At 44.6% G+C, this 24,687-nt stretch carries 22 protein-coding genes; 7 read left to right on the top strand and 15 right to left on the bottom strand.

Annotated elements, in window-relative coordinates; genetic code table 11:
- Nucleotides 1–59: 59 nt before the first annotated feature.
- From H6G17_RS15215 to menD, 5 genes are all read right to left on the bottom strand, one after another.
- Nucleotides 60–542: a hypothetical protein gene (locus H6G17_RS15215; RefSeq protein ID WP_192158490.1), complete on the bottom strand. Its 483-nt coding sequence runs from the start codon at nucleotides 540–542 to the stop codon at nucleotides 60–62.
- Nucleotides 543–671: 129 nt separating this feature from the next.
- Nucleotides 672–1,355 carry an SDR family oxidoreductase gene (locus H6G17_RS15210; protein WP_192158489.1) on the bottom strand — a complete coding sequence of 228 codons (684 nt, stop codon included), beginning with the start codon at nucleotides 1,353–1,355 and terminating at the stop codon, nucleotides 672–674.
- Nucleotides 1,356–1,894: 539 nt separating this feature from the next.
- A complete protein-coding gene (locus H6G17_RS15205; RefSeq protein ID WP_192158487.1) occupies nucleotides 1,895–2,335 on the bottom strand; it encodes a KTSC domain-containing protein in 441 nt (146 codons plus the stop codon).
- 515 nt (nucleotides 2,336–2,850) lie between these two features.
- Nucleotides 2,851–3,369: a hypothetical protein gene (locus H6G17_RS15200; protein ID WP_192158485.1), complete on the bottom strand. Its 519-nt coding sequence runs from the start codon at nucleotides 3,367–3,369 to the stop codon at nucleotides 2,851–2,853.
- 88 nt (nucleotides 3,370–3,457) lie between these two features.
- Nucleotides 3,458–5,260 carry a 2-succinyl-5-enolpyruvyl-6-hydroxy-3-cyclohexene-1-carboxylic-acid synthase gene (gene menD / locus H6G17_RS15195; RefSeq protein WP_192158484.1) on the bottom strand — a complete coding sequence of 601 codons (1,803 nt, stop codon included), beginning with the start codon at nucleotides 5,258–5,260 and terminating at the stop codon, nucleotides 3,458–3,460.
- Between the two features lie 221 nt (nucleotides 5,261–5,481).
- Between menD and H6G17_RS15190 the strand changes: the two genes are divergently transcribed.
- Nucleotides 5,482–6,294 (top strand): fumarylacetoacetate hydrolase family protein, encoded by an 813-nt coding sequence (locus H6G17_RS15190; RefSeq protein WP_192158482.1) that lies wholly within the window; start codon nucleotides 5,482–5,484, stop codon nucleotides 6,292–6,294.
- Nucleotides 6,295–6,407: 113 nt separating this feature from the next.
- Here H6G17_RS15190 and H6G17_RS15185 read toward each other — a convergent pair whose 3' ends face one another.
- Both H6G17_RS15185 and H6G17_RS15180 read right to left on the bottom strand, forming a co-directional pair.
- Nucleotides 6,408–6,884 carry a Tic20 family protein gene (locus H6G17_RS15185; protein ID WP_015155082.1) on the bottom strand — a complete coding sequence of 159 codons (477 nt, stop codon included), beginning with the start codon at nucleotides 6,882–6,884 and terminating at the stop codon, nucleotides 6,408–6,410.
- A gap of 146 nt (nucleotides 6,885–7,030) precedes the next feature.
- A complete protein-coding gene (locus H6G17_RS15180) occupies nucleotides 7,031–7,228 on the bottom strand; it encodes a hypothetical protein (RefSeq protein WP_015155083.1) in 198 nt (65 codons plus the stop codon).
- A gap of 324 nt (nucleotides 7,229–7,552) precedes the next feature.
- Between H6G17_RS15180 and glyA the strand changes: the two genes are divergently transcribed.
- From glyA to H6G17_RS15150, 6 genes are all read left to right on the top strand, one after another.
- Nucleotides 7,553–8,836, top strand: coding sequence for a serine hydroxymethyltransferase (glyA, locus tag H6G17_RS15175; RefSeq protein ID WP_192158479.1), 1,284 nt, complete (start codon nucleotides 7,553–7,555; stop codon nucleotides 8,834–8,836).
- Nucleotides 8,837–8,896: 60 nt separating this feature from the next.
- Nucleotides 8,897–10,258, top strand: coding sequence for a competence/damage-inducible protein A (locus tag H6G17_RS15170; RefSeq protein WP_242038409.1), 1,362 nt, complete (start codon nucleotides 8,897–8,899; stop codon nucleotides 10,256–10,258).
- A gap of 390 nt (nucleotides 10,259–10,648) precedes the next feature.
- Nucleotides 10,649–10,792 carry a hypothetical protein gene (locus tag H6G17_RS15165; protein ID WP_192158477.1) on the top strand — a complete coding sequence of 48 codons (144 nt, stop codon included), beginning with the start codon at nucleotides 10,649–10,651 and terminating at the stop codon, nucleotides 10,790–10,792.
- On the top strand, nucleotides 10,764–11,276 hold the full coding sequence (gene aroQ, locus H6G17_RS15160) for a type II 3-dehydroquinate dehydratase (protein WP_199316741.1): 513 nt from the start codon (nucleotides 10,764–10,766) through the stop codon (nucleotides 11,274–11,276). The genes H6G17_RS15165 and aroQ overlap by 29 nt, the downstream gene beginning before the upstream one ends.
- Nucleotides 11,276–12,154 (top strand): ADP-ribosylglycohydrolase family protein, encoded by an 879-nt coding sequence (locus H6G17_RS15155; RefSeq protein ID WP_192158475.1) that lies wholly within the window; start codon nucleotides 11,276–11,278, stop codon nucleotides 12,152–12,154. The genes aroQ and H6G17_RS15155 overlap by 1 nt, the downstream gene beginning before the upstream one ends.
- A 230-nt stretch (nucleotides 12,155–12,384) precedes the next feature.
- A complete protein-coding gene (locus tag H6G17_RS15150; protein WP_192158473.1) occupies nucleotides 12,385–14,856 on the top strand; it encodes an HDIG domain-containing metalloprotein in 2,472 nt (823 codons plus the stop codon).
- Nucleotides 14,857–14,859: 3 nt separating this feature from the next.
- Here the strand turns inward: H6G17_RS15150 and H6G17_RS15145 are convergent, their stop codons facing one another.
- The 8 genes from H6G17_RS15145 to H6G17_RS15110 form a co-directional block, all read right to left on the bottom strand.
- The gene (locus tag H6G17_RS15145) at nucleotides 14,860–15,828 is read right to left on the bottom strand and encodes a putative 2-dehydropantoate 2-reductase (protein WP_192158471.1); all 969 of its coding nucleotides are present in this window, start codon (nucleotides 15,826–15,828) and stop codon (nucleotides 14,860–14,862) included.
- The gene (locus H6G17_RS15140; RefSeq protein ID WP_192158469.1) at nucleotides 15,803–16,741 is read right to left on the bottom strand and encodes an ion channel; all 939 of its coding nucleotides are present in this window, start codon (nucleotides 16,739–16,741) and stop codon (nucleotides 15,803–15,805) included. Before H6G17_RS15140 ends, H6G17_RS15145 begins: the two co-directional genes overlap by 26 nt.
- A 249-nt stretch (nucleotides 16,742–16,990) precedes the next feature.
- The gene (locus H6G17_RS15135) at nucleotides 16,991–17,926 is read right to left on the bottom strand and encodes a YhjD/YihY/BrkB family envelope integrity protein (RefSeq protein WP_192158467.1); all 936 of its coding nucleotides are present in this window, start codon (nucleotides 17,924–17,926) and stop codon (nucleotides 16,991–16,993) included.
- A gap of 442 nt (nucleotides 17,927–18,368) precedes the next feature.
- The gene (locus tag H6G17_RS15130) at nucleotides 18,369–19,646 is read right to left on the bottom strand and encodes a glycosyltransferase family 4 protein (RefSeq protein ID WP_192158465.1); all 1,278 of its coding nucleotides are present in this window, start codon (nucleotides 19,644–19,646) and stop codon (nucleotides 18,369–18,371) included.
- A gap of 526 nt (nucleotides 19,647–20,172) precedes the next feature.
- Entirely contained in the window at nucleotides 20,173–21,117 is a 945-nt protein-coding gene (locus tag H6G17_RS15125) for a GDP-L-fucose synthase (RefSeq protein ID WP_192158463.1), read from the bottom strand.
- A gap of 29 nt (nucleotides 21,118–21,146) precedes the next feature.
- Complete coding sequence (gene gmd, locus H6G17_RS15120) at nucleotides 21,147–22,226, bottom strand: GDP-mannose 4,6-dehydratase (protein WP_192158461.1); 1,080 nt, start codon at nucleotides 22,224–22,226, stop codon at nucleotides 21,147–21,149.
- A 428-nt stretch (nucleotides 22,227–22,654) separates the two neighbouring features.
- The gene (locus H6G17_RS15115; RefSeq protein WP_192158541.1) at nucleotides 22,655–23,386 is read right to left on the bottom strand and encodes a sugar transferase; all 732 of its coding nucleotides are present in this window, start codon (nucleotides 23,384–23,386) and stop codon (nucleotides 22,655–22,657) included.
- A gap of 109 nt (nucleotides 23,387–23,495) precedes the next feature.
- The gene (locus tag H6G17_RS15110) at nucleotides 23,496–24,641 is read right to left on the bottom strand and encodes a glycosyltransferase (RefSeq protein ID WP_347276433.1); all 1,146 of its coding nucleotides are present in this window, start codon (nucleotides 24,639–24,641) and stop codon (nucleotides 23,496–23,498) included.
- Between the last annotated feature and the right edge of the window lie 46 nt (nucleotides 24,642–24,687).

Raw genomic sequence — 24,687 nt, 5'->3', positions numbered from 1 at the left:
TCGGAATTCGGAGTTCGGAATTCGGAATTAAATCGTCTCCTTTAGCTGCTTTAGTTCTCTTATCCCGACTCCCCACTCCCCACTCCCCACTCCCCAGTTTGCTCAATTTCTCGGCACTTTGCCTCAGCGTCTTTGAATGCTGCAGCATAATCAGCACCACCTAGCATGACATCGCCATAATACTCATAAGGGGCTTCTCCATAGACTGGTAAGGGGTCGTCTTCTGGGTAATCTTCTTTTGACTCTTCTATGGTTGCCTTGAGTTGTGGCACGGTGAGGCGCTGGGCGGGAAAGTAATAGAGTGTTTCCATGTGGCGATCCAGATGGGGAAATGTCGGATCGACAATGCGATCGCCTAATTCGAGCCAGCCATACTCTACCATTTCACCCGGCGCGCTGGCAAAGACTAAAAAGCCCTGCACGTAGACCGATTCCTCCATCAACAGCGCCGCTTTATAGGCGTTATCAAAACACTTAGTTGCTTTACTCTTAATCCGTTTGGCAACTTCCATCGAAAGAGTTACATCTAAAATTTTACTCATATCAAACTGTCGTTACATCTCAATCCCAATTTTTGAATGTTTTGACTTTTGTACGGGCGGGTTTACCAATTATCTCTGACTGCGACCAAATATTGCTGGCAAACCCGCCCCTACGAATGCATATCTCAATCAAACCGGAACCGTCAACGGCATTCCATTATCCTTTGGACTCAATTTAAGTAGAAATGGTACGGCTTGCTTAACCCAATCTTTTATCGCAGTATAAACTGCTGCTTCCTCTCCATAACAAATTTCCAGCATATCTGTATGAATGATGCCGGGGTTGAGGGGAATCGCTGCCATTCCAGAGGGTAATTCCTGTGCCAAAGACCTAGTAAGTCCCTCAATTGCCCATTTTGACGCACAGTATGGTGCAACCTCTGGGGAAGTGGAACGACCCCAACCAGAACTCAAGTTGACGATAACACCCCGATTTTTCTCCTTCATGGCGGGGACAAAGTGACGGATAACGTTTACAACTCCCTTGATATTGACATCAATCAGGCGATCGAATTCTTCAACAGGAATTTGCCACAGTGAGGCTAGAGGATTAATTATAGCTGCATTATTAATTAGTAAATCTGGCACGCCGTGGCGCGAAAGTACTCGTTCTGCCCAAGTTTTCACCTGCTGGTTATCGGCAACGTCTACTACCGCAAAATCGTGCGGCGAATTATACTGCTGAGATAGTTTCTCTACAGCCGTCTCAGAACGGGCGCAACCTACAACTGTATGTCCGGCTTGAATGAATCCTTCCGTCATGGCAAGCCCCAAACCGCGACTTACCCCCGTGATGACAATCAGTTTGGTCATGATGAAACTTGGCGTAACTTTACTTTAACTATATCTATATGCTATTCATGGTCATCGAACACTTTAAAAACTGCGATCCTTTGCCAATATAGCGTCGCTTTCAAACACAAGGGCGAATCATGCTGGAAGGGTTAAAAGTGGAGAAACATTTATTTTAGCTGGAGATGGGATTCAGATAGTTGTTCAACGCGATGGAAGTTGGAAGTTTATTGTACGAAGCCTGATTTTAAAGAAATGACCAAGCAACAGCTAATAGCTTACATAAAAAAAACATCGTACCGACGATGAAGCTATTCACGAATTGTTTGTCAATCGTCGTCAGCCCAACGCTATAAAATATCCTGCCGAACAAACTCAAGCGGAAATTGAACAAATCCTTCGAGATAAATTAGAATTAGATAAATCGTAGAAAATTGAAATATTAACTAATTTTTGTAGAAAAAATGACATTGGAGAGAACGAATAATTGGCAAAAAGCCATTACAGAAGATGGATTTTCAGTAGCTCATAAAGTCGCCAAAAAATTTAAATAATATAGCCTAGCAACATTCTTCTTCGCTGTAATCGCAGTCGATATAGTCAATTCGCTGGCAATCGTATTGACCTTTAATATTGTTATTATAAAATCTTCCTAAAGAATTGGTTTCTTGTAAAGCTTCCCAAGTTTCCGGTTCTACATCTGCATACTGATATACGCTGCCACTGCTAAACTCAACTTGCAAAATGCGATCGTTGCAGTCATAACCAATTGATGTTGCTATTGTAGACCGAACTGGTAGCATTTTTAGAGCTTCAGAGGCAGCAGGTAATGCACTAGTATTAACCAATGAATTGACGTGTTGCAAACCTTCACAAGCTTCAAGCGGGGCGGGAACTTCCACTAACTCAAACTCATTTCCTCGGTCGATTAACAGCCCTAAATAACCATCTGAATGACCGACTGCTACAAGATTACCCAGATCGAGCTTAGAGAACTTCATCAGGATTCTAACCCTCTATATTTATTGGTACAATTGTACTAGTAAATATGTATTTTGTATAGTGCTAAGGCAATATCCCACCCTTTCTTATTCCTCCCTTGTAAAGCAAGGCTTTCTCACAGCGAGTCACACGACCTCAGCTTAAAATCATGGATTGAAGCCTGAGTTATATTTGAACTTTTATTTCTATTAACTAAGTTTCATTGCTATTTCGATCTAAATATACAAAAAAGTTTCAGTATTGTAGGATACATAGTTTCGGAGTATACAAATAATATGGCAAATTTAAATAGACTGGTAAAAGGTGTATCGCAGCAATTCAACCAAAATTCTTTGAGTTGGGGTTCGCTATTGGTTTGGGTAAGTGGGTTAGTTGTAATAATGATGTTGATGGTAAGATTTTCTCAAATTTATTAAGTTTTTCATGCTGATTTTTAGAAAAACAAGATAGCAGGGAATAGGGAGCATCCTAAAAGCGCAAATTGTGCTTTTAGGATGCTCCCTAACAGCAAGATTTACCGTCGATACTCGATAATGTTCCTACCCCAGTTACCGCGATCGCCCGTACCAGTCCAGTAGTACCAGAAAAATTTTGGCGTGAGTCTTTTCACTGGATGAGGCTCTAATTGATATCTTTGGGCTACCATCGCTCCATTAATTCCCCTCAACGCCTCGCGATTAGTATAGCCCAAATGGTCTTTAGAAATCTCAATTTGTTGAGCGCGACGAAAGTTAATTAAAGCCGTATTGTAATCACCCCTAATTCCAGCTCGAATTCCTGTTTTCATTAAGCGCGTATAGTCTTTCCCATACCCAGGAATAATTGCTAATGGTGGTGGTAAGCAAGTATCATCCTTTGCTTTGCGGCTAGGGACTGCACCAACTGGAACGGGATAAAAAACCTTACAGTCTGATGGGTTGTTTTTATAAAAACTACTGCGAAAATACTTCGGCTCTGTTGTTATTTGAGCCTGAGTTGGAAGCGCTGTTGCGATCGCAATTAAGACCGCTAAGGTAGCAGAAATTCTTTTCATCAGTTATCGGTTATCAGTTATCAGAGATTTGGGAAATTTACCAATGACAAATGACAAATGACGAATGACAAATGACCAATGCCTAACTTCAAATTCCTTTGACAAATTTTGCTAAATTTTCTTGTCGCCATCGAGCATCAGCTTTTCTGTTCGTTCTCAACTCTAAAACTCGAATTCCGCTTGCTGGTAAAAACTTTAGCTTTTGTCGCAAATCTTCCCAAGTCGCAATTAATTCATGTTCTACACCATAAGTCTGACAAAGGCAAGCGAAATCAATATCTTGTGGCGTAGCAAAAAACTCTTCAAAGGGTGGATCGAACTGAGAAATTGGCAGCATTTCAAAAATTCCGCCACCATTGTTATTAATCAGCACAATTGTTAAATGACCCTTAAGTTTTTTGCCAATGAGAAAGCCATTAGTATCGTGCAATAAAGCTAAGTCTCCAGTTAGCATGACACTGCTTTGATTGTGATGAGCAATTCCTAAAGCAGTAGATAAAGTACCATCAATGCCATTTGCGCCGCGATTCACAAAAGGTCGCACGCCAGAATTACTAGGCATCCAAAAAAATTCTACATCGCGCACGGGCATACTATTGGCAATAAACAGTGGCGTACCCGGGGGGAGTATTTGAGAGAGCATCCAAGCTACCTTACCTTCAAACGGTTGATTCAGGTTGGCGATCGCCCCATCTACAACACCTCTCACCTTAGTCTCTAAGTCGCACCATAGCTGAAGATAGTCACTAGGTAGCTTTGGCTTTGTAGGATAGATTTGAGCTAGCTGTTCCACACAAAGGCGCAAATGAGTCGTTTTGCCATGTAGAGGGTCTAGATTTTGGTCGCTAGGATCGACAATCCAACGCTGCGGTTGAGTGCGATCGAGCCAACTACGTAACTCTTTACTTGTAGGCAATTCCCCAATTTGGATTACCACGTCCGGCTTGAGTTTATCTGCTAGTTGCGGTTGCCGGAGAATTAAATCGTAGGTAGAAATGAGATAGGGATTGAGTTCGGCATAATTTCTGGCTGGAGATAACCCCTCTGCTAGAACTGGGAATTTCACTGTTTTAGCAAGTTGTGCGATCGCTCCACAATATTCTCGCGGGTTCTGTGGTTGAGCAATACCAGCGATGATGATACCGCGTTCGAGCTGTTGCCAAAAGACGGGTAGGGATGGGTTTAACCCAGATATCTTTTGACTCGTAAACAATTTGAACAAACCCACCCGTACGGGAGTTGTAGGGAGGAACAGATGCGCGTGGCGATCGGCTTCGATCCCAGCAAAAAAGTCTTCTAATTCTAGTTGAGAGGAGATAAATTCAGAATTATTGCCATCGGGTATGGGTGCGAGGGGGTCGCGAAAAGGTATATTGAGATGAATGACTCCAGGGACGGGGTATAGCGCCCGTTCCCACGCATAAATCGCTGTTTGGCGCAAATATCTGAGCGTCGAGATTTCTAAAGATGGTAGAGCTAATTCTGCTTGCCAGTTAGGATAAGAGCCAAATAACTTTAACTGATCGATCGTTTGTCCAGAATGGCAGTGTCTCAATTCAGGAGGTCGATCGGCTGTTAGAACTATTAAAGGCACTCGACTTTCCCTTGCTTCCACGATTGCGGGATAGCAGTTAACTCCAGCCGTACCGGAGGTGACGACGACAACTACAGGTTTACTCGTTTGTTTAGCAATTCCCAAGGCGAAAAAGGCAGCAGAACGCTCATCTAACACGGAAATTGCCTCAACTTCTGAGGCTTGCAAGAAAGCGATTGTCAGTGGGGTAGAACGCGAACCAGGACAAATGACAGCAGTATTGAGTCCCAACCGTCGCCATGTTTCTACCAAAATAGAAGCACAAGCAGAATTTGTATTTCTTAAATCGATTGACATTGCGATCGCACAAACTATTAAGTAGTCATCAGTTATCAGTGGCTAGTGGCTAGTGGCTAGTGGAACCGGTGACAAGAATTGAGTCCAGCCACAAGTCACTCACGACTCACGACTCACTTCCCAACGACCAACGACCAACGAAAAAATGCTTTGTAAAACTATCAACACAAAAATTCACGCTCAAACGGTAGAGTAAACGATCGGGTATCTAATAACACTTTATGGCGCAACGCTACATTCGAGTTCAATCTCTAGAGGGACGCATCTACTACGGCATACTCCAACTTAGCTTGGAAGTTCTGCTATTAGATGCTCCGCCTTGGCTACAAGGACAGCCTACGGAGGAAAGCTTAACACCAGATGAATATCAGATTCTCGCACCTTGCGCTCCCTCCAAAATCGTAGCAGTAGGTAAAAACTACGTGGAACATGCAGCAGAAATGGGTTCAAGCGTACCGAAGGAACCTTTGTTGTTTCTGAAGCCACCTTCAGCAGTGATTGCCACGGCGACGGAAATTAAATACCCGCAACAGTCGAGACGGGTAGACTATGAAGGAGAATTAGCTTTAGTGATTGGCGATCGCACTTCAGATTGCACGCCAGAACAAGCACAGAAAAAAATTTGGGGCTACACGATCGCTAACGATATCACGGCGCGAGATTTACAAAGGCAGGACAGTCAGTGGACGCGAGCCAAAGGATTTGATACCTTTTGCCCTCTTGGTCCCTGGATCGTCAGAGAAATCAATCCATCTGCCCAGCTACAGACATTTTTAAACGATAACCCCCAACCCGTACAATCTGCCAGCATCGAAGAAATGGTGTATTCTCCATCCATCCTCGTGTCCTACATCAGTCAAGTCATGACGCTGTTACCTGGGGATGTCGTCTTGACTGGAACTCCTCCTGGGGTAGGAGCGCTGAATGCAGGCGATCGCATCCGCGTTGAGATTGAAGGGATTGGTCGCTTAGAAAATACTGTAATTTTAAGGTACGCCAACGAGAATTCTGAATCGACAATTCAAAACTTATAATTTTTTCATGACTAAAACAACAAGATTGTTAAAAGCAGTAAAATGTGCAATCGACTTTTATAAAATAGATAAGTCTCTTGCACTCAGATTGCCAATGACCAATCGCAAAATATCTATCTCACCTGCATATGAACTGCATCAGAGAGAGCAGGAATTTCTGCATATTTTCCTCTTAGAGACTGAGTTACAGCAAACGCTACAGCTGCCACTATTCCAAGGAAAATTGTACTGGCTATAGTCTGCGTAGCAAAACTAGCCCCAGGAATTGGAGCCAAAATTGGCAGCACCAACCCACACAAAAATATCACAATATCAATTAAAATTGCTTGCATGGTATTGAAACGAATAAAGTGGCTGATGCTTTCATTTCTAACTACCAATAGATATAAAGCAAAAAAGACAATTAAACTAGCAAAAGGTATACTACTGTATATTTGCAATAAAGGTATCAGCGGTAGAAATAAATATTGTAGAACTGGAAATTCTCGCAGTAAGAAAACGCCAAATGCAAACCCATGCATCAAGGGCAGTAAATATGGTAAACAAGCAAAGATTCGCTCTTGCACCGTAGTAGACCCGCGCCAAGCCATTATTTATTCTCCTAAAAGAATTTATTTGGATTTAACTCTTCATATGCACAGGATAGCGCAGGTTTTACAGTTATCAGTTGTCAGCGACCAGCGACCGATGACCAGTGACTAGTTAATTGCGACTTGCGACTTGCGATGCACTACCATCATTCAACATTGGCAATGCGGAAGCCCATCATGCATTCGTACTGATCTGGTTGTCCTGGGGAGAGTTTAGGTACAGCTTGACCACAGCGTAATTGTCCTTGTCTCCAACGTGGCTGTCCAGCACGATCGGCAAGCAAACAGCTTTGGCAAACTTGCTGAGGGGCAAGGATTCGATCTTCCATCAAAATCACTAACATCCAGATCCCTCCAGAATATCCTATAATCCCTTAAGTCAATTTTATGCTAGTCACTCAGAAAGAGTGTTATGGGGCATACAGAGCTTAATATCCACGTTGGTAGTTGGTAATGGGTAATGAGTAATGGGTAGTTGCCCCCTTGTCTCCCTTGTCTCCCTTGTCCCTCCCTGCTCCCCTGCTCCCTGCTCCCTATGATTGAGTTAAAGTATCTATGTTGAGTTATGCTGTCCGCGAATTTTGATTGATGGTGTGGTTTCGGAAAACGCGATCGCTCCTATTAATCTAGACAGGTACAGTCGTGTAAATTGCTTAAGGTTAACCACAGTGTCTTCGACTAACTTAGATTTACTTGCTTCCTCCGATCCGGTTGTGGCTGAATTAATTAGCGGCGAACTTCAGCGCCAGCGCGACCACTTAGAATTAATTGCTAGTGAAAACTTTACCTCGGCTGCCGTTTTAGCTGCCCAGGGTTCGGTATTGACCAATAAATATGCTGAAGGCTTACCTGGAAAGCGTTATTACGGCGGTTGTGAATATATCGATCGCGTCGAGCAATTAGCGATCGATCGCGTCAAACAACTGTTTGGTGCAGCTCATGCCAACGTTCAACCCCATTCTGGCGCTCAAGCTAATTTTGCTGTCTTCATGACTCTGCTAGAGCCAGGAGACGCAATTATGGGGATGGATTTATCCCACGGCGGACACTTAACCCACGGTTCGCCCGTAAATTTCTCTGGGAAGTGGTTCAAAGTTCACCATTACGGCGTGAATCCCCAGACCGAACAATTGGACTACGACCAAATTCGGGAATTGGCGCTGCAACATCGTCCCAAGCTACTCATTTGCGGTTATTCTGCTTATCCACGCATAATTGACTTTGAAAAGTTTAAAGCGATCGCCGATGAAGTTGGTGCTTACTTATTAGCCGATATCGCTCACATTGCTGGCTTGGTTGCTACTGGCTTGCATCCTAACCCCATTCCCTACTGCGATGTGGTCACGACAACCACACATAAAACTTTGCGCGGACCAAGAGGTGGATTAATTCTCACCCGCGATCTAGAACTGGGTAAAAAATTAGATAAATCCGTGTTCCCTGGTAGCCAAGGCGGACCCTTGGAACACGTCATCGCAGCGAAAGCAGTTGCCTTTGGCGAAGCATTGCAGCCTCAATTCAAAACTTATGCAGCTCAAGTTATTGAAAATGCAAAAGCTATGGCGGCTCAATTACAAAACAGAGGTTTCAAACTCGTATCCAACGGTACAGAAAATCATTTGATGCTGGTTGACTTGCGCTGTATTAGCATGACAGGTAAAGAAGGCGATCGCCTTTTAGGTGAAACAAATATCACCGCTAATAAGAATACAGTCCCTTTCGATACAGAATCGCCTTTTGTTACCAGTGGTATCCGTTTGGGGTCCCCAGCCATGACCACACGAGGCATGGGTACGGAAGAATTTACCGAAATTGCCAATATTATCGCCGATCGCCTGCTACATCCTCAAGATGATACCGTAGCGCAAGACTGTCGCCGCCGAGTCGCGGCATTGTGCGATCGCTTCCCCCTCTACCCGCATCTCAACGTTCCCGTACCTGCCCTAGCATAAAATTCAGGATTTTGGATTTTGGATTGAATCCAAAATCCAAAATTTAAAATCTAAAATTCAATGAGTGCTGAAATCATTTGTGTTGGAACTGAATTACTGCTGGGTGATATTCTCAACACCAACGCGCAATTTTTAGCTCAGCAATTAGCAAATCTGGGAATTCCCCATTACTATCAAACTGTAGTGGGGGATAATCCGGCAAGAATTAAACACGCGATTCAAGTCGCTCTAGAACGAACATCAACTCAGGATAACTCGACTCAAGTTCTCATCTTTACAGGTGGATTAGGTCCTACACCCGACGATCTCACCCACGAAACTTTAGCCGATTTCTTTGGCGTACCGCTCGCAGAACACCAAGAAATTATTGAAGACATTACTCGCAAATATGCTGCACGCGGGCGAAAAATGTCTCCTAGCAATCGCAAGCAAGCTCTACTGCCTAAAAGTGCGGCAATCTTACCTAATCCAGGTGGAACCGCCCCAGGTATTCTCTGGCAACCGCGATCTGGAGTGGCAATTCTCACCTTTCCTGGCGTACCGTCGGAAATGCAGCGAATGTGGCAAGAAACCGCCGTGCCTTACCTTAAGAGTCTTGGTTACGGTCAAGAAATTATTTACAGCCAAACTTTGAAATTCTGGGGTGTTGCCGAAGCAGCTCTAGCAGAAAAAGCAGCAGCCTTTCTCAATTTACCTAACCCTACCGTTGCTCCTTATGCCAGCCAGGGAGAGGTAAAGTTGCGTGTTTCGGCAAAAGCAACTTCTTCAGAAACAGCCAAGCAAATTATTGCTCCAGTGGCTCGACAATTGCAGGAAATTGGAGACTTAAATTATTTCGGTTCTGACGAAGAAACTTTAGCCTCGGCAGTCGGTAAATTGTTAACTGCGGCGGGAGAAACTCTGAGTGTGGCGGAATCCTGCACGGGTGGTGGCTTGGGTCAGATGCTCACGGACATACCAGGTAGTTCTAGATATTTCTGGGGGGGAGTTATCTCCTACGACAATGCAGTAAAAATTTCTGTTTTGGGCGTTAATCCTGATGATTTGAGTCAATTTGGCGCTGTCAGCGCGATCGTCGCCGAACAAATGGCAGTAGGAGTGCGATCGCGTCTCGGTACGACTTGGGGTTTGAGCATCACAGGAATTGCCGGACCCGATGGTGGTACGGCAACCAAACCTGTTGGCTTAGTGTATATCGGTTTGGCGGGAGCTGATGGCAAGGTTCAAAGTTTTGAAAATCATTTCGGAACTGGACGCGATCGCGCTCTGATTCGCCACGTTAGCGCCTGCACCGCTCTCGATCTCTTGCGCCGCCTACTACAGGCTAGGGAGCAGGGAGCAGGGAAGCGAGCGGCTGGCGAGGTGTCCTCGCCAGTAAAGCCGCCTAGCAAGGAGCAGGGGGGAGAAGAGAGCTGCTCTTGAGCTGGGGAGGCTCTCGGGAGCTGAGGGAGCAATTCTAGTCACTAGTCACCAGTCACTAGTCACTGATAACTGATAACCATTCCCTCAAAAGAGAGATGTGTCTGCTGTTGGAATTTGTGATATCTTTATATTAAATAAAAAAATTAAGCTGTCACCTTTGTTTTCCCAACAAAATGTTGGTAGAGCAAAGGGAAGAGACAGTTAAAACGGTTGAGAATAAGTAGCTAAGCTACATTTTGACTTGAAAAAGTTAAACTTTGTGTGATAGCAACAGCAAAAAGCTAAGCAAATATAAAGAATAAGTAGCGGAAAAATCAAGAGCGCACAAAGATAGATTCCAATCGATTATCATCAAGAAATCAAGGTAGTTTTGCAGGAGTAATCGGTTCGATGGATTACATAGATCGGGTACTGGAAAAGCTGAAAGAATGGGCGCGCAAGCTAATTGAAGCCTTGCTAGAACCGGAAGCTGAACCGGAACCAGAGCCGATCCCAATTCCAGTTGATGACCGCCGCACTCGTCGTCACAGATAAGTATCGAACAGGCTTGAATGGCGTGTCTTCTCATTCGTTACTAATCAAAGTCCTCGTGCTTCATGGACCGAATTTAAACCTACTGGGAGCAAGAGAGCCAGGAATTTATGGTTCGGTGACGTTGGCAGAAATCGATAGTATGTTAGTGACAGAAGGGAATCAGCTGCAAGCCGAAGTAGAGGCGATGCAGTCTAACCATGAAGGCGTGTTAGTGGATGCGATCCAAGCAGCTAAGACGGAATTCCAGGGAATTTTGATTAATGCGGGTGCCTATACCCATACAAGCGTGGCGCTGCGAGATGCGATCGCTGCGGTAAAAATGCCTACAGTAGAAGTTCATTTAAGTAATATCTATCAACGAGAATCTTTTCGCCATCACTCCTATATTGCAGCGGTGGCAATCGGGCAAATTAGTGGTTTTGGCGTACAGAGCTATCGCTTAGGTTTACACGCCTTGATTCACCATATCAGGCACTCCAATTAATGAGTTACTCGATTCATAGTCGATTTCGCGGCACGATGCTAGGAATGGCAGTTGGCGAGGTTGCAAACCACCCTAGACTTAAGGCGAAACTATCTGAAAGGGCAATCGATAACTCCTCCCAATCGGAGTTGCTTGACTCAGTATTGCAAGGAATAAAAACTTTGATCGCGCTCGGTAGGTTCGATTATGAAGCGTGGCACAAATCCATGACAAAAGAGTTGACTGGTAATTCAATCGCTTCACCTTTAGCAACTCTTCCCATATCAGTATTTTTTCATGAGAATGAGTTGAAGCTGCGGCAAAATTTGCAATTGGCGCTAGTCGCGATCGATCGGGATGAGCCAGAAAGCCGAGATGGAACCTTAGCAATAGGACAAGCAATCGCCACTGCTTTACAAGCAAAATCGAACCCAATCGAGATAATTTCCCAAGCAATTGCCTTTGTAGGAGCATCCCCAACTGCAACAGCTGCAAAACTCTCACAAGTCAAAGAGCTACTGGACGAACGAGTAGGATTGGAAAGAGCGATCGCTCAGTTAGGACAACCCCATGAATTGAGCAGTCAAATCGCTCTGGCGTTTTTTTGCTACCTGAGTACCCCAGCAGATTTTCGCTTGACCGTTCAAAGAGCAGCAATAAGCGATCGCTCTGGCGTGACGAGCGCGATCGCGGGTGCGCTTTCAGGAGCTTACAATGGCGTGGCAAGCATTCCAGCTACTCAAGCACTGGCAATAGGGGTGACAAATCAGACTGAAGTGCTAAGATTGTGTGATGTACTAGTCGCAGTGTGGTCGGGAGTCTATCAGCAGAGCGATCGAGCTACTGCCAACAATCAAATAGTCGCAATTGCTGCTCCTAAAATCGTGCGGAGGCGCTGAGAATAATAGTTGTCTTTCCAAAATCGATCTGAAAAATTTGATTTCAGGAAAGTTTAGTTTCTAAATACTTGAGTTGTAGAACAGGCAATAAGCTTAAACGTCAGTTGCGAGATCTCATTGTGGAAAGATCCATAGACTGGATGTAATTATTGTCATTCAACCTAAGATTACAGATGAGGCTTTATGCCATTTAACTTTTTGCTCCATGCCGATTGCATGTAATAAGGGTAATGAAAAAGCGTACGCTATTTGAATTGCTCGACCTGCAACTCAAGAAGTGGTGGCAATTGCGACCAAACCAGCAGAAATTAACTCGTCAAATATGCCAAGCTCAACCAGGAGTTAAAGCTAAAAAACCTCCTAAAGTGCGCAGAGAACGCACCTCTGCGCTCCTGATACTGGCAGTGGTATTGCTGAGCATAATGCTGGGACATCGCTTTGCCAACCAACCTCGGCTAGATGAAGGCACGATCGCACCAGAGACAATTCGCGCCCCTAAAGCAGCTCAAATTGTCGATACGAAGACTACAGCCCAAAACCGCCAAATTGCATGGAGAAAAGCAGAGCCAATCTTAGTCATTGACTCGACGGCAAACCAAAAAATTTGGCAAAAGTTGCAAGCTAACTTGACACAGGGAGAGCGACTGCGGCAGTTAGCAGGAGATTTTCCATTTACAACCACAACCAACTTATCTACAGCAGCACAAATTTATCTACGCAGCTGCCCAGATTTTCAGTGGCAGCAAGTCTTAGCCTTTTTACGAGACGCGCAAAGTCGAGAACGCAAGCAAAATGCCGCGACAACGAACTTTGCTCCGGTTAAAATCGAAAGATTTGAAAATGAGGCAATGGCTCAGGCAGCAAGGGAACTGAATGCTTATCGCTTGAAAACAGCGAAATCTCAACAGTTCTCGATGTTAATGGCAAAGCTATCTCAAGTCCGCCAGCAATACGCTCAAGCTTTATCACAACTAGCGCAATTACAAAAAGCAACTCCGCCGACTCTTTACGAATCGTCCTGGTTAGATTTATCCGATCCCATTTGGTCGAAGACAGTTGCAGGTATCCGCGCCACTACACAACGCATTCTCGCCCAAGGAGTTTATCGAGGCATATCATCCGACACTTTGCAAACAGCGGTGAACTTACAAGTGCGATCGCATGTACCACCGCAGCTGGAACCTCTAGCAACCCAAATGCTGTTAACCGTCCTCGAACCAAATCTTAAAGAAGACGAAGCACAAACAAAGTTAGCAGCAGCTGAAGCAGTCGCAAAAATTGCCCCCCAAATGCTGAATTTGGAGCGAGGCGAAGTCATAGTTAGAAAAGGCGAAACGATCGACCATGTTGCATTTATCACCCTTGACTATTTCGGTCTGTCGCGACGAGGAATCGGTTGGTCGGGGCTATCAAAATTTGGTGGGATCGTTAGTATAGCCGTTGGTATTTTTGTCTGGATTGCCTGGAAATTAGAGCGGCAGAAACTGCGGCAGCGTGATTGTGTTCTAATTTTGTTGCTAGCGTTGAGTACTCCACTACTCTTAAGACTGAATTTACGGTATATTAACTTACCTGCCGTAGGACTGTTACTAGGTAGCTTCTACGGCTTCCCCATTGGTGGCACAGTTGTAGGGTTGCTGGGGCTGCTTGTACCTATAGGAATGGATATTAGCGGCAAGTCTTTGTTAACAGGCTTAGCTGGCGGAATGCTAGCTAGTTGGATGGCTGGGTGGATGCGATCGCGAGAAGAGTTAGCTCTAATCGGAGTCGCGGTTAGTGCAATCCAAGGATTAGCTTACCTGCTCGGGAAAGTCGTACTCAGCGCGATCGGGACTGATTCAGTCTGGAATTGGTACAATGTTGCCCTTCAAGCTGGTTTATTTAGCCTTGCAGGGATTGTCTGGAGCGCGATCGCGATCGGCATTAGCCCCTATTTGGAGCATTTTTTCGATCTAGTTACCCCAATTCGGCTAGCAGAACTTGCCAACCCCAACCGACCATTATTAAAGCGTTTGGCAACGGAAGCCCCCGGAACCTTCCAACACACGCTGTTTGTCTCCACTCTGGCAGAGGCAGCGGCGAGGGCACTGGGATGCAACGTCGAATTGGTGCGGACGGGAACCTTATATCACGATATTGGCAAACTCCACGATCCCCTCGCTTTTATTGAGAATCAGATGGGTGGAGCGAATAAACACGATGAAATTAACGATCCTTGGGAGAGTGCGGCAATTATTAGAAAGCACGTGACTGAAGGGTTGGTTATGGCACGAAAGTGTCGTTTACCAATGGCAATCCAAGCCTTTATTCCCGAACATCAAGGTACAATGGCGATCGCCTATTTTCACCACCAAGCGCAGCAGATAGCACGACAAGACCATAGCATTACAGTAGACGAAAGAGATTTTTGTTACGCGGGTCCCGCGCCCCAGTCGCGAGAAACAGCCTTGGTGATGCTAGCAGATTCCTGTGAAGCAGCTTTACGCACTCTACCAGCAGATGGAAAATCAGGAGCCAAAGAACCGACGCGAGAGGAAGCTCTAGCAATGGTGCAAAAAATTCTGCGATCGCGCTGGCAAGACAATCAATTAGTTGATTCTGGACTAACGCGGGCGGACATGGATACAATTGCCGAAACCTTTGTCAACATTTGGCAACAGTTTCATCACAAGCGGATTGCTTATCCGAAGAGGAAGGAGTAAATTCTACCCCTGATTTTTTCTATCTAAAAACTTCAACTGCCGATACAAAGTGCGAATTTGAGGCAGATTTGTCCCAGCAGCCTCAGCTAGACGTAAAGGACTACCAACGATCGCTTCAACTTCCAAAGGACGCTGCAAATCGTAGTCAATTTTCATACTAGTTTTATAGGGCTTCATTTTGGCAGTGCGATCGAGCATGTTTTGGACAAAACTACTGGAAATATGACGATCGAATCTAGCCGCACCCGCTACCACTTCCGCCATCAACTCTTCGACTAAAATCCGAGTGGATACATCTGCCATCAACTCATCGGTTCGAGCATTAAGTATGACAGATAGCCCATTATAGGGAATATTCCATACCAATTTTTGCCAACGTGCTAACAGCAAATCTTCTGATAAGTCAATGGGAATGCCAGCCGATTCAAAATCAGTGGCAATTTGCTGCATTCTTGTCGTAATTCCTGCCGGAAAATAGTCAGCAGTATATTCTCCCAGCGAGATCGCCTTGTAATCTAAATGGCGAATATGTCCTGGGGCAACTTTATTAGCGCAGACAAAACACATACCACCGATAACTCGATGAGAACCGACAATTTCAGCTACTGCGCCTTCTATGCCCAAACCATTCTGCAATACCAAAACTACGCCATCTTCTTTTAAAACTGGAAGTAATAGATCGGGTAGTAGATGATTTTGAGTCGTTTTCAGCGCGATCGCTACCACATCGCAACATGGCATATCCTTCACGTCTTGGTAAGCATTGATTTGGGATAGGGTAAAGTCCCCGTCAGTTGACTCGATAATTAAACCAGATTGAGAAACATGGTTGTAATCGCTGCGAAGCAAAAAATGGACATCTAAACCAGCCTTTTGCAGACAACCACCATAATAACCACCCAATGCCCCCGTTCCTAACATGGCGTAACTGCGCTTACTATGACGATTATGGCGATCGGGATACGACTCCATTTGTTTCTTCCCTCTGGCTAGAAACGGGCATTACCTCATGAAAGTGGTTGTAATCGATATAGCGTTGCCCGTCAGACTTTTGGAATAAAATATCAGCAAACCGATGATGCCACAACATCTCTGAAGCAATGTATGTATGACGAGCATGAATCATCTGAGATACAGTCTCATCAATGCCAGTCAGCGTCACCACCAACATTGTCTCTGCTGCTTCTAGATCTTCTAAAGTAGCGCCGTAAAAAGGGCTGTACTCGTCAATCGGATGCATCACCGTCCAAGAGAGAATAAAAATTGGGTTATTAGCACGTATCAAAGGCAGGTCGTACAATCGGCGCATAAACTGCCCCTCAGCAGTCATTTCGTCGCGTACCAGTACAACTCTAATCTGCGCTTCAATAATTTGGTTGCGACGTTTATTCGCTACGCGAAACATCAAAGTTGGAATCCCATCATAAGCTGTGACAACAGCCACTCGACTGAAAACCACTCGCGCCGTAGGACGAGAGAAACGAGCAAAAGCGATTCCCGTTCCCATTGCTACGCCCAATAAACCCACCCAAGATTCGATCGCCACTAGGACATTAGCGTAGTCAGTCTGCGGATTCATCACGCCATAGCCAATAGTTGCCATTGTTTGAATGCTGAAAAAGAAAGCATCCCAGAAATTGCCAGGACGAGCGTTAGCTATGCTACCTGGTTGCAATAAATAGGCAAGCGCAAACAAAGAATTGAGTGATATGTATCCAAATGCTACGATACCTAAGAACCAAGACCAAGGCATAGTAATCAACAAATGGTATGGATCGCGCCAGTAGTAATACCATTTATTAATCCCCTGAACGTTTAACCGTCCATTCTGCCTGACAATCGAAATAATTGGTTTACGGGGGAGACGACGCTTTGCTTTTGTCATTTGTCATTTGTCATTCGTCATTTGTCCTTGGTTGGAGGTGATTCCAACTCATGAATCGCGACTTGTGAGTTAGGCTTTACCAACTACCTCTAGATAGATATTCTGACTCGATTTGGTAAAAGAAGGGAAACAGTTGTTAATAGAGAGTGACTAGTGGCTAGTGACTGGTGACTAGAATTGCTCCTGAAGTTCCTCTGCTTCCTTGTCCCCTTGTCCCCCTTGTCCTCCTTGTCTTCCTTATCCCGACTTCTATCTCGTCTTCCGGCGACGATTGCGATCTGTTCTCATTCCTTGCTCGTCACGGTTTTTTTCCGTTAGCGGTATGGCATTTTTTGTTGGTACGATGCGAGAACCATATCTTCTAGCATAAACTTGAGTAAATTCTGCACCGAAAAAGAGGATTTGGGCAGCATAGTAAACCCAAACTAAGATAATGACGACTGAACCTGCCGCGCCGTAGGTAGAACCAAAACTACTGTTTCCTAGATACAGTCCCAAAGCAAACCTACCAATTGAGAATAGCAGCGAAGTGACGATCGCGCCGCTCCAAACATCGCTCCAGGCAATTTTGACATCTGGCAAGACTTTGTAAATCAGTCCGAATAGTAGTGTCGTCACGGCAAAAGAGAGGACGAAGTTAGCTAGCTGTAACAATGCCCCGATTCCTGGTAGCAAGCTGCCCAAAAAATTAACCAAACCTGATAAACCTGCACTTAAAACCAGGGAAACGAGTAGCAAAAAGCCTACACCAAGTACCATCGTGAATGACAAAAAGCGATCGCGCAAGATGCCGATTAAACCCCGTCCTGGTTTCGGCTGAACTTCCCAAATCGTGTTCAAAGAGTCTTGTAACTGAGCGAATAAGCCAGAAGCGCCAAATAGTAAGACAGCAATACTAATCAGAGAAGCAATGGTTCCTGCTTGAGGTTTACTAGCGCCTTCAATTGCCGTTTCAATAAATTTTGCCCCGTCCCTACCTACCAAACCTTGAATCTGCGTGACAATTTCGCCTCTGGCTGCTTCTTCACCAAAAACTGCTCCAGCAATCGCGATCGCAATAATCAACATGGGGGCGAGGGAAAATACCGTGTAATATGCCAATGCTGCGGCTAGTCGCGAAGCTTTATCTTCGTTCCATTCAGTAAATGTCTCTCGCAACAAACTAATAATTGTTTTAATTCTCACTGCTAAATCTCCTCTTTGCCAGATGCACGGTCATTTTGATGACTATGACAAAATCGGCAATTTTACACATCTCCAAGGAGATAGAAAAAATTTAAATCTGTCTGATTTGATCCTCGAAAACTAAATTCTAGTATCGTTAGTCACTATCTCAACTCAGCTAGGTTTATTGCAAGCAAAATTGACGAACCATTTGCAGCCTTTTTTAAAGCTCGATTGCCGCAATCAAAATTACTGGAGTGTTTTTCAACAAATATTTTTTATCCTAACGGGAGAAGGAAACTGATGTCAATAAAACTGTAAAAGAAGTGTAATAGTTAATTACTATAGAGCTAATATTTAATTTTTGAAATCTACGTAGAATGCGTTAGCCTTGGGCGTAACGCATCACTCTTAGTTTTTAGTGCGTTACTATCAACTAACAACCGTTCAATATTACCTCTTGCTACCGATCGAATAAACCTTGATAAATTTCTAAATGCTGTTGAGTTATATTTTGCCAGTTAAAATTTTCGCTAAAAACTCGACTGGCTTTAGCCTGTTGTCTTCGTTTTTTGGGGCAATCGATCAGTTCTATTAATACAGTTGTCAGGGCAGCAACATCATGCGGCGGGACAAGTAATAATGGATGCGTATCTGGTAAATACGACGGCATATAAGTGGCGATCGCTGGTAAACCGTGGGATAAAAGCGACACCAAAGAACTATTATTGAGACTCACATCGCGATCGAACACTCCGATATCCGATCCTGCAAGATAGCGAGACACAATTTCCTCGTCCAAATATCCTGTGAAATGGACGAACGAACGTAATTCGAGTGCGTCGATCGCTGTTTGCAGTTGTGTTAGGTACGTATTATCGTCTTGAACCGTTGATTTTGGGCTATCATTCCTATCCATCACCAGCAGCCGTGCTTGGGGCTGAGTTGTGAGAACCTGTTTAAAAGCCAGTAGTAGAGTCTCTAAGTCGTTACCAGAGTGGAGAAAGCCTAAATAGGTAATGACGAGTGCATCTTCATGCCAATTGCAGTTTTGCCGTAAAATCTGGCGTGCCGCACTACTGTCCGTTTCGCTCGCTTGTACGTTAGGAGTTGCTGGAACGTGCCACAAACGACGCTCTATATTAGGTAATTTCGCTTGAATTAAGGTTTTTGCTTCTGGCGCGATCGCAATTGTAGCATTGCTTAACGTCAGCAAAAATCCCCCTTCTCGATCCCACCACGTATACTGCTGCAACCAACCCGAAAATTGGGCTAGCAATCCTCGTTGCCACTCCCAATTACCATACTCGTGTACTGTCGTCACGATGGGCGATCGCCACCCAGATAATCGCAACAACAAAGGTAGTAACAAGATTGCGGGCTGATGACCGTAGATTTGCGGATGGTACTGAATGTGTAAGGCATCCGCACCACTATCCCATACTGCTTTGACCAAAGCCTTTAGATCGACCCACTGCCATCCATGCACGACTCCTAACGCATGAGGATCGTAAGCCGCTTCTGCTGCGTAGTAAGTTGTCAGTACAATAGATTCCACACCGCGATCGCGGAGGGAAGTATGTAGGCGAGCAGTGTAGTCTGAAACACTATCGCTTTCTGGTAAGTACGTACCAGCAATGAAAGCAATGCGGCTCATGGCACAAGACGGCGGGTAGAAGCCAATATTTCCTTCTTGACTCTGGCTTGTACGAGTACAATCACTGCTAACAACTACTATCACGATCGGTAAATAATTTACTATTCTTCGATGATGAAAATAGAGCTGGCAGAGTTCCTAATTCTACAGTAATAATACTGATTTCAAACACCAGAAAGAGAATAATATCAGCGAAATTACGGTCTTTACTTCTTCAGGTATATGCGATCGGTCAAAGATTAGTCAACGAAAAAAGGTGAGCATTGCCCACCTTACACTGTTTTAATCATTAATTTTTAATTTTGGTACGGGAAAGTTTACTCAATAATTCCTACTCAGATAAATATTATGATTCAAAGGAGCCAGGAGTCAGGAGTCAGAAGTAACCCATGTATTTATACATGGGATTGTGCAAGTGAGCTGATTATGTCTCGTAGTACAGCTTTTCGGTTGTCGAGGTTCCCAAGGGCATTAAAGCCGTGTAATATCAAGGGCATAATTGTTGCTTTTTAACGGGCATTAAACCCATAAATAAAGTTTTTTTATTCTTCTGACTCCTGACTTCTGGCTTCTGTCTCCTTCTTCGTAAACCCATTGCTACAAGTTTGACTTATGCTCCGTGCTTTCGATACCAATCAATCGTATTGGTCAATCCCTGTCTGAAACCTACTTGAGTCACAAAATCATAGGCTTGTTTTGCCCTTTCGGTATCTAAACAGCGACGGGGTTGACCGTTGGGCTTATCGGTTTGCCAAATAATTTCCCCGTCATATTCCATTAATTCGCAAATTAAATCAATCAAATCGCGAATTGAAATTTCCTCGCCCGTTCCCAAATTCACAGGTTCGGAGTCGTTATAAAACTGAGTCCCCATGACAATTCCCCGTGCTGCATCTTCTGAGTAGAGAAATTCGCGGGTGGGAGTACCATCACCCCAAACAGGAATTTGCTTGTCTCCCCGCAATTGAGCTTTGTGTACTTTGCAAATCAAAGCTGGGATGACGTGGGAACTCTTAGGGTCGAAGTTATCTTCAGGACCGTATAAGTTGACTGGCAAGAGATAGATACCATTAAAGCCGTACTGTTGGCGATAAGCTTGCAATTGTACTAATAGGGCTTTTTTGGCAATGCCATAGGGGGCGTTGGTTTCCTCTGGGTAGCCATTCCAGAGGTCATCTTCTTTGAATGGGACTGGTGTAAATTTAGGGTAGGCACAGATCGTACCGACACAGACAAACTTTTCCACTCCTGCTTGATAAGCCGAGTGGATCAGTTGCGTCCCCATCATTAAGTTATCGTAAAACAGCTCGGCAGGTTTAGCTTGATTCAGCCCGATACCGCCAACGTGGGCAGCCAGATGAATAATAATATCTTGCTGGTCAACCGCACGCTGGCAGTTTTCTAAGACTCGTAAATCGCAATCGCGCGATCGCGTTACGGTAATCTTGTTTTTATCCGCGCCAGCTTGACACAGTCGATCTATCACCTGACGACCTAAGAACCCAGCACCACCAGTTACGAGAATGCGTTTGTTGTTTAAATCTAAGGCGGTCATGAGTTCAGCCTCGTAGGTAGGTTTTAGAACTAGGATAGGTAGCTGACCATATCTTGACGGATTGTTGCGATGTCATGGATGACTGAAGCACCATTTCCATTGGGGGCAGATAGACCGATCGCTTTTAAATCTGCGTCCACCATTAAAGCAACAAGCTGCTCGAATGTCACGCTAGGAGTCCATCCCAATTTTTGTCGTGCCTTGGTAGAATCTCCAATTAGTAATTCTACCTCTGCTGGTCTGAGGTAGCGATCGTCAAATTCTACGTAGTCTTGCCAATTTAAATTTACGTAACTAAAAGCTAATTCGAGAAACTCGCGCACGGAATGTGTTTCACCCGTAGAAATTACGTAATCATCAGCTTGCGGTTGCTGTAACATTAACCACATTGCTCTTACGTAATCTTTCGCATAGCCCCAATCGCGCTTTGCGTCTAAGTTACCCATGTAGATTTTTTTCTGTTTGCCACCTACGATGCGGGCAACAGCGCGGGTAATTTTGCGCGTTACGAAAGTTTCACCCCGACGCGGGCTTTCGTGGTTAAATAAGATACCGTTACAGGCAAACATCTCATAAGATTCGCGATAGTTGATTGTTTGCCAGTGAGCGTAAACTTTAGCACAGGCGTAAGGACTACGAGGATAGAAAGGAGTTGATTCTTTTTGCGGAATTTCCTGTACTAATCCATACATTTCTGAAGAACCAGCTTGATAGAACCGAACTTCTATACCCGTCCGGTGTTGGTAATCGCGAATTGCTTCTAATAACCGTAACGTTCCCATACCTACAGAGTCCACCGTGTATTCAGGGGAGTCAAAGCTAACGCGGACGTGAGATTGAGAACCTAAATTATAGATTTCTATAGGTTTGACTTCTTCTAAAATGCGTCGCAGTGTCGTGCCGTCGGTCAAGTCCCCATAATGCAGAAACATCCGCACTCCTTCTTTATGCGGGTCTTCATAAATATGATCGATCCGGTCTGTGTTAAACGTCGAGGTACGGCGAATGATTCCATGTACCTCATAGCCTTGTTCCAACAGAAACTCGCTCAGGTACGAACCATCTTGACCTGTAATACCAGTAATTAAAGCTCTCTTTGTTTGCGTCATACTTAATACTATATTTTTCTTTTTCCCTAAAACAATAGAGCGAGAACGCTGCTACAACTTAAGCAAATAATGGCAAAATTGCCCTCAGAGAGATCACCTAGTCGTGCAGTTGCCGTCTGGTTGGCGTTAATGCAAGCTTGGCTAAAATACAAATTAACTTAAAGTTTGCTTTTCATTATTAAGTAATTATTGAGTAATTGCAAAGATTGCGTGGATTGAGAGGGCGATCGCTTCAGGCTGCTTGCTCTCGGCACTGTTTAGAACAGCACTAAATATACCGCTCGTAGAAACCGTAGGACAATGGATCGAAAAGAAAAGTAGTGTTTCCGATCGAAAAGGGGCAATTGATGCCCCTAAACGCGAAACTGTAATTTTCAGCAAACCATAACAAATTTCAAATGCTGACGGCTACAAGCTAACGGATACACTTAATAAGCGCCGTTATTTTTTGGTACAATTACCACAAATACCGTCTTTAAAATGACCCACACATCTAGCCACATGCTGTAAGAGCTGGCATAGTGAACGTCTATTTGCACTCTACGATTGTAAGGAATGTCATTTCTGCCCGACACTTGCCACAAACCAGTAATTCCTGGCTTGATGGTTAAGACCTTATCAATATGACGACCATATCGCGGTAGCTCTTCTGCTACCAAAGGTCGGGGACCGACGATACTCATATCACCCATAAGCACGTTCCAAAATTGGGGAAATTCATCTAGGCTAGTTAAGCGCAAAAAATGACCGACTTTGGTAATGCGCGGGTCTTGTTTTAACTTGAAATTATCCTCAAATTCCTGCCGCAATCCTGGCGACGAGGCAATCAATTCTGACAAAATCTCATCAGCATTGGCTACCATAGTACGGAATTTAATACAATAAAAAGGCTTGTGATTCTTGCCTACTCGTTCCTGAACGTAAAAGATCGGTCCAGGGGAACTCAAGGCGATTGAGAAGCCTAACACCAGATAAACTGGCGCAAATAAAATTAGAACGGAAAGCGAAAATAAAACATCGAACAATCTTTTGGCAAACTCTTTATTGAGTCGAGCGAGCAATAAACCCTTCGGTTTAGCTCTGGTTCTAAACGGCTCTTGCCCGCGTTTGACAAAAGCCTGTAACCGCTTGCCAAAGAGGAGTGAGCTTTGGGCTGTCATCATACTCCTAAACCATCCACACCACACATAGTCCCGATCTTAAAGCCAGAAGCACCATTCTGAGGCATATTTAATTTTAGAGGCTGTAAAACCAGCTAAAAATCAACTCCTAAGAATTAGGGACGAAGAACTCCTGACACGAGCGTTCTAGAAAAGCTAAAAACTGCTCTTCAAAGATTTTAGGGGTAAATTGAGTTGCCTGGGTGCGAATGCGCTCGGAATCGAACGCTACCCAGTTGGCTTCAAATTTTTCCACAGATGCCACCAATGCGTCTACTTTTTGCTCTAAAAAAAATATTCCCGTCGCGCTATCGGGGTAGCGGTGCAAGTCTCGCACTGTTTCCAACGCTCCCCCAGCGCCCAAAGCGATAACTGGCGTGCCGCAAGCTTGAGCCTCGACGATCGCGATGCCAAAATCCTCTAGAGCTGCATAAACAAAAGCTTTTGCTTGAGCCATATATTTCTCTACTACATCATTAGGCTGCGCTCCTAAAATTTGAACGTGCGACTGTGCCAGTTTGCGAATCTCTGGTAGTTCTGGTCCCGTACCGATTACAACCAAAGGTTTTTTGAGTTGATTGAAGGCGCGAACGATGGTTGAGACTTGCTTGTAACTGACCAGTCGCGAGACCGTGAGGTAAAAATCTTGTTTATCTTTCACCACGGGGAAGCGATCGATATCTACAGGCGGATAAATTACTGTAGCAGGACGACGATAGCAGCGCCAAATCCGGCGTGCCGTATGGTGAGAGTTAGCAATGAAATAATCGACACGGTTAGCGGCGATCGCATCCCACTGGCGCAGGCGATGGAGTAAATACCTAGTGGCAATTCCAGGTAGACCTCGACCCATGCGGCTAGAGCGGAGGTAATCGAACGTCATATCCCAAGCAAAGCGCATCGGACTGTGACAATAGCAAACATGAAGCTGCTGGGGACTAGCAAGTACGGCTTTGGCAACGGTATGAGACGAAGAAACGATCGCATCATATGCACGCAAATCTAATTGTTCGATCGCCAACGGCAACAAAGGGAGATATTTCTGTACGCCATTGCGCGAGAACGGTAAGTGTTGCAAAAATGTCGTACCAATTTTGCGTCCGAACAAATAACTTTGGGAATTTGTAGATTCAAAGTCAATCAGTGCATAGAGATCGGCATCGATGCACCTGAGAATTTCTCGCACTACTAATTCCGAACCGCCAGTAGCTTGAGGCGTTAACCACTCATGGACAAGGGCATATTTCAAAGTCACAGTTTACTGAAGTTTGGATTCTAAGAGAATTTTAAATCAGTTATCA

The sequence above is a fragment of the Chroococcidiopsis sp. [FACHB-1243] genome (assembly GCF_014696895.1).
In the GTDB taxonomy this organism is placed as follows: Bacteria; Cyanobacteriota; Cyanobacteriia; order Cyanobacteriales; family Chroococcidiopsidaceae; genus Chroococcidiopsis.
Note: the sequence above shows the minus strand (reverse complement) of the source record. Positions and strands in the feature narration are given on the sequence as shown.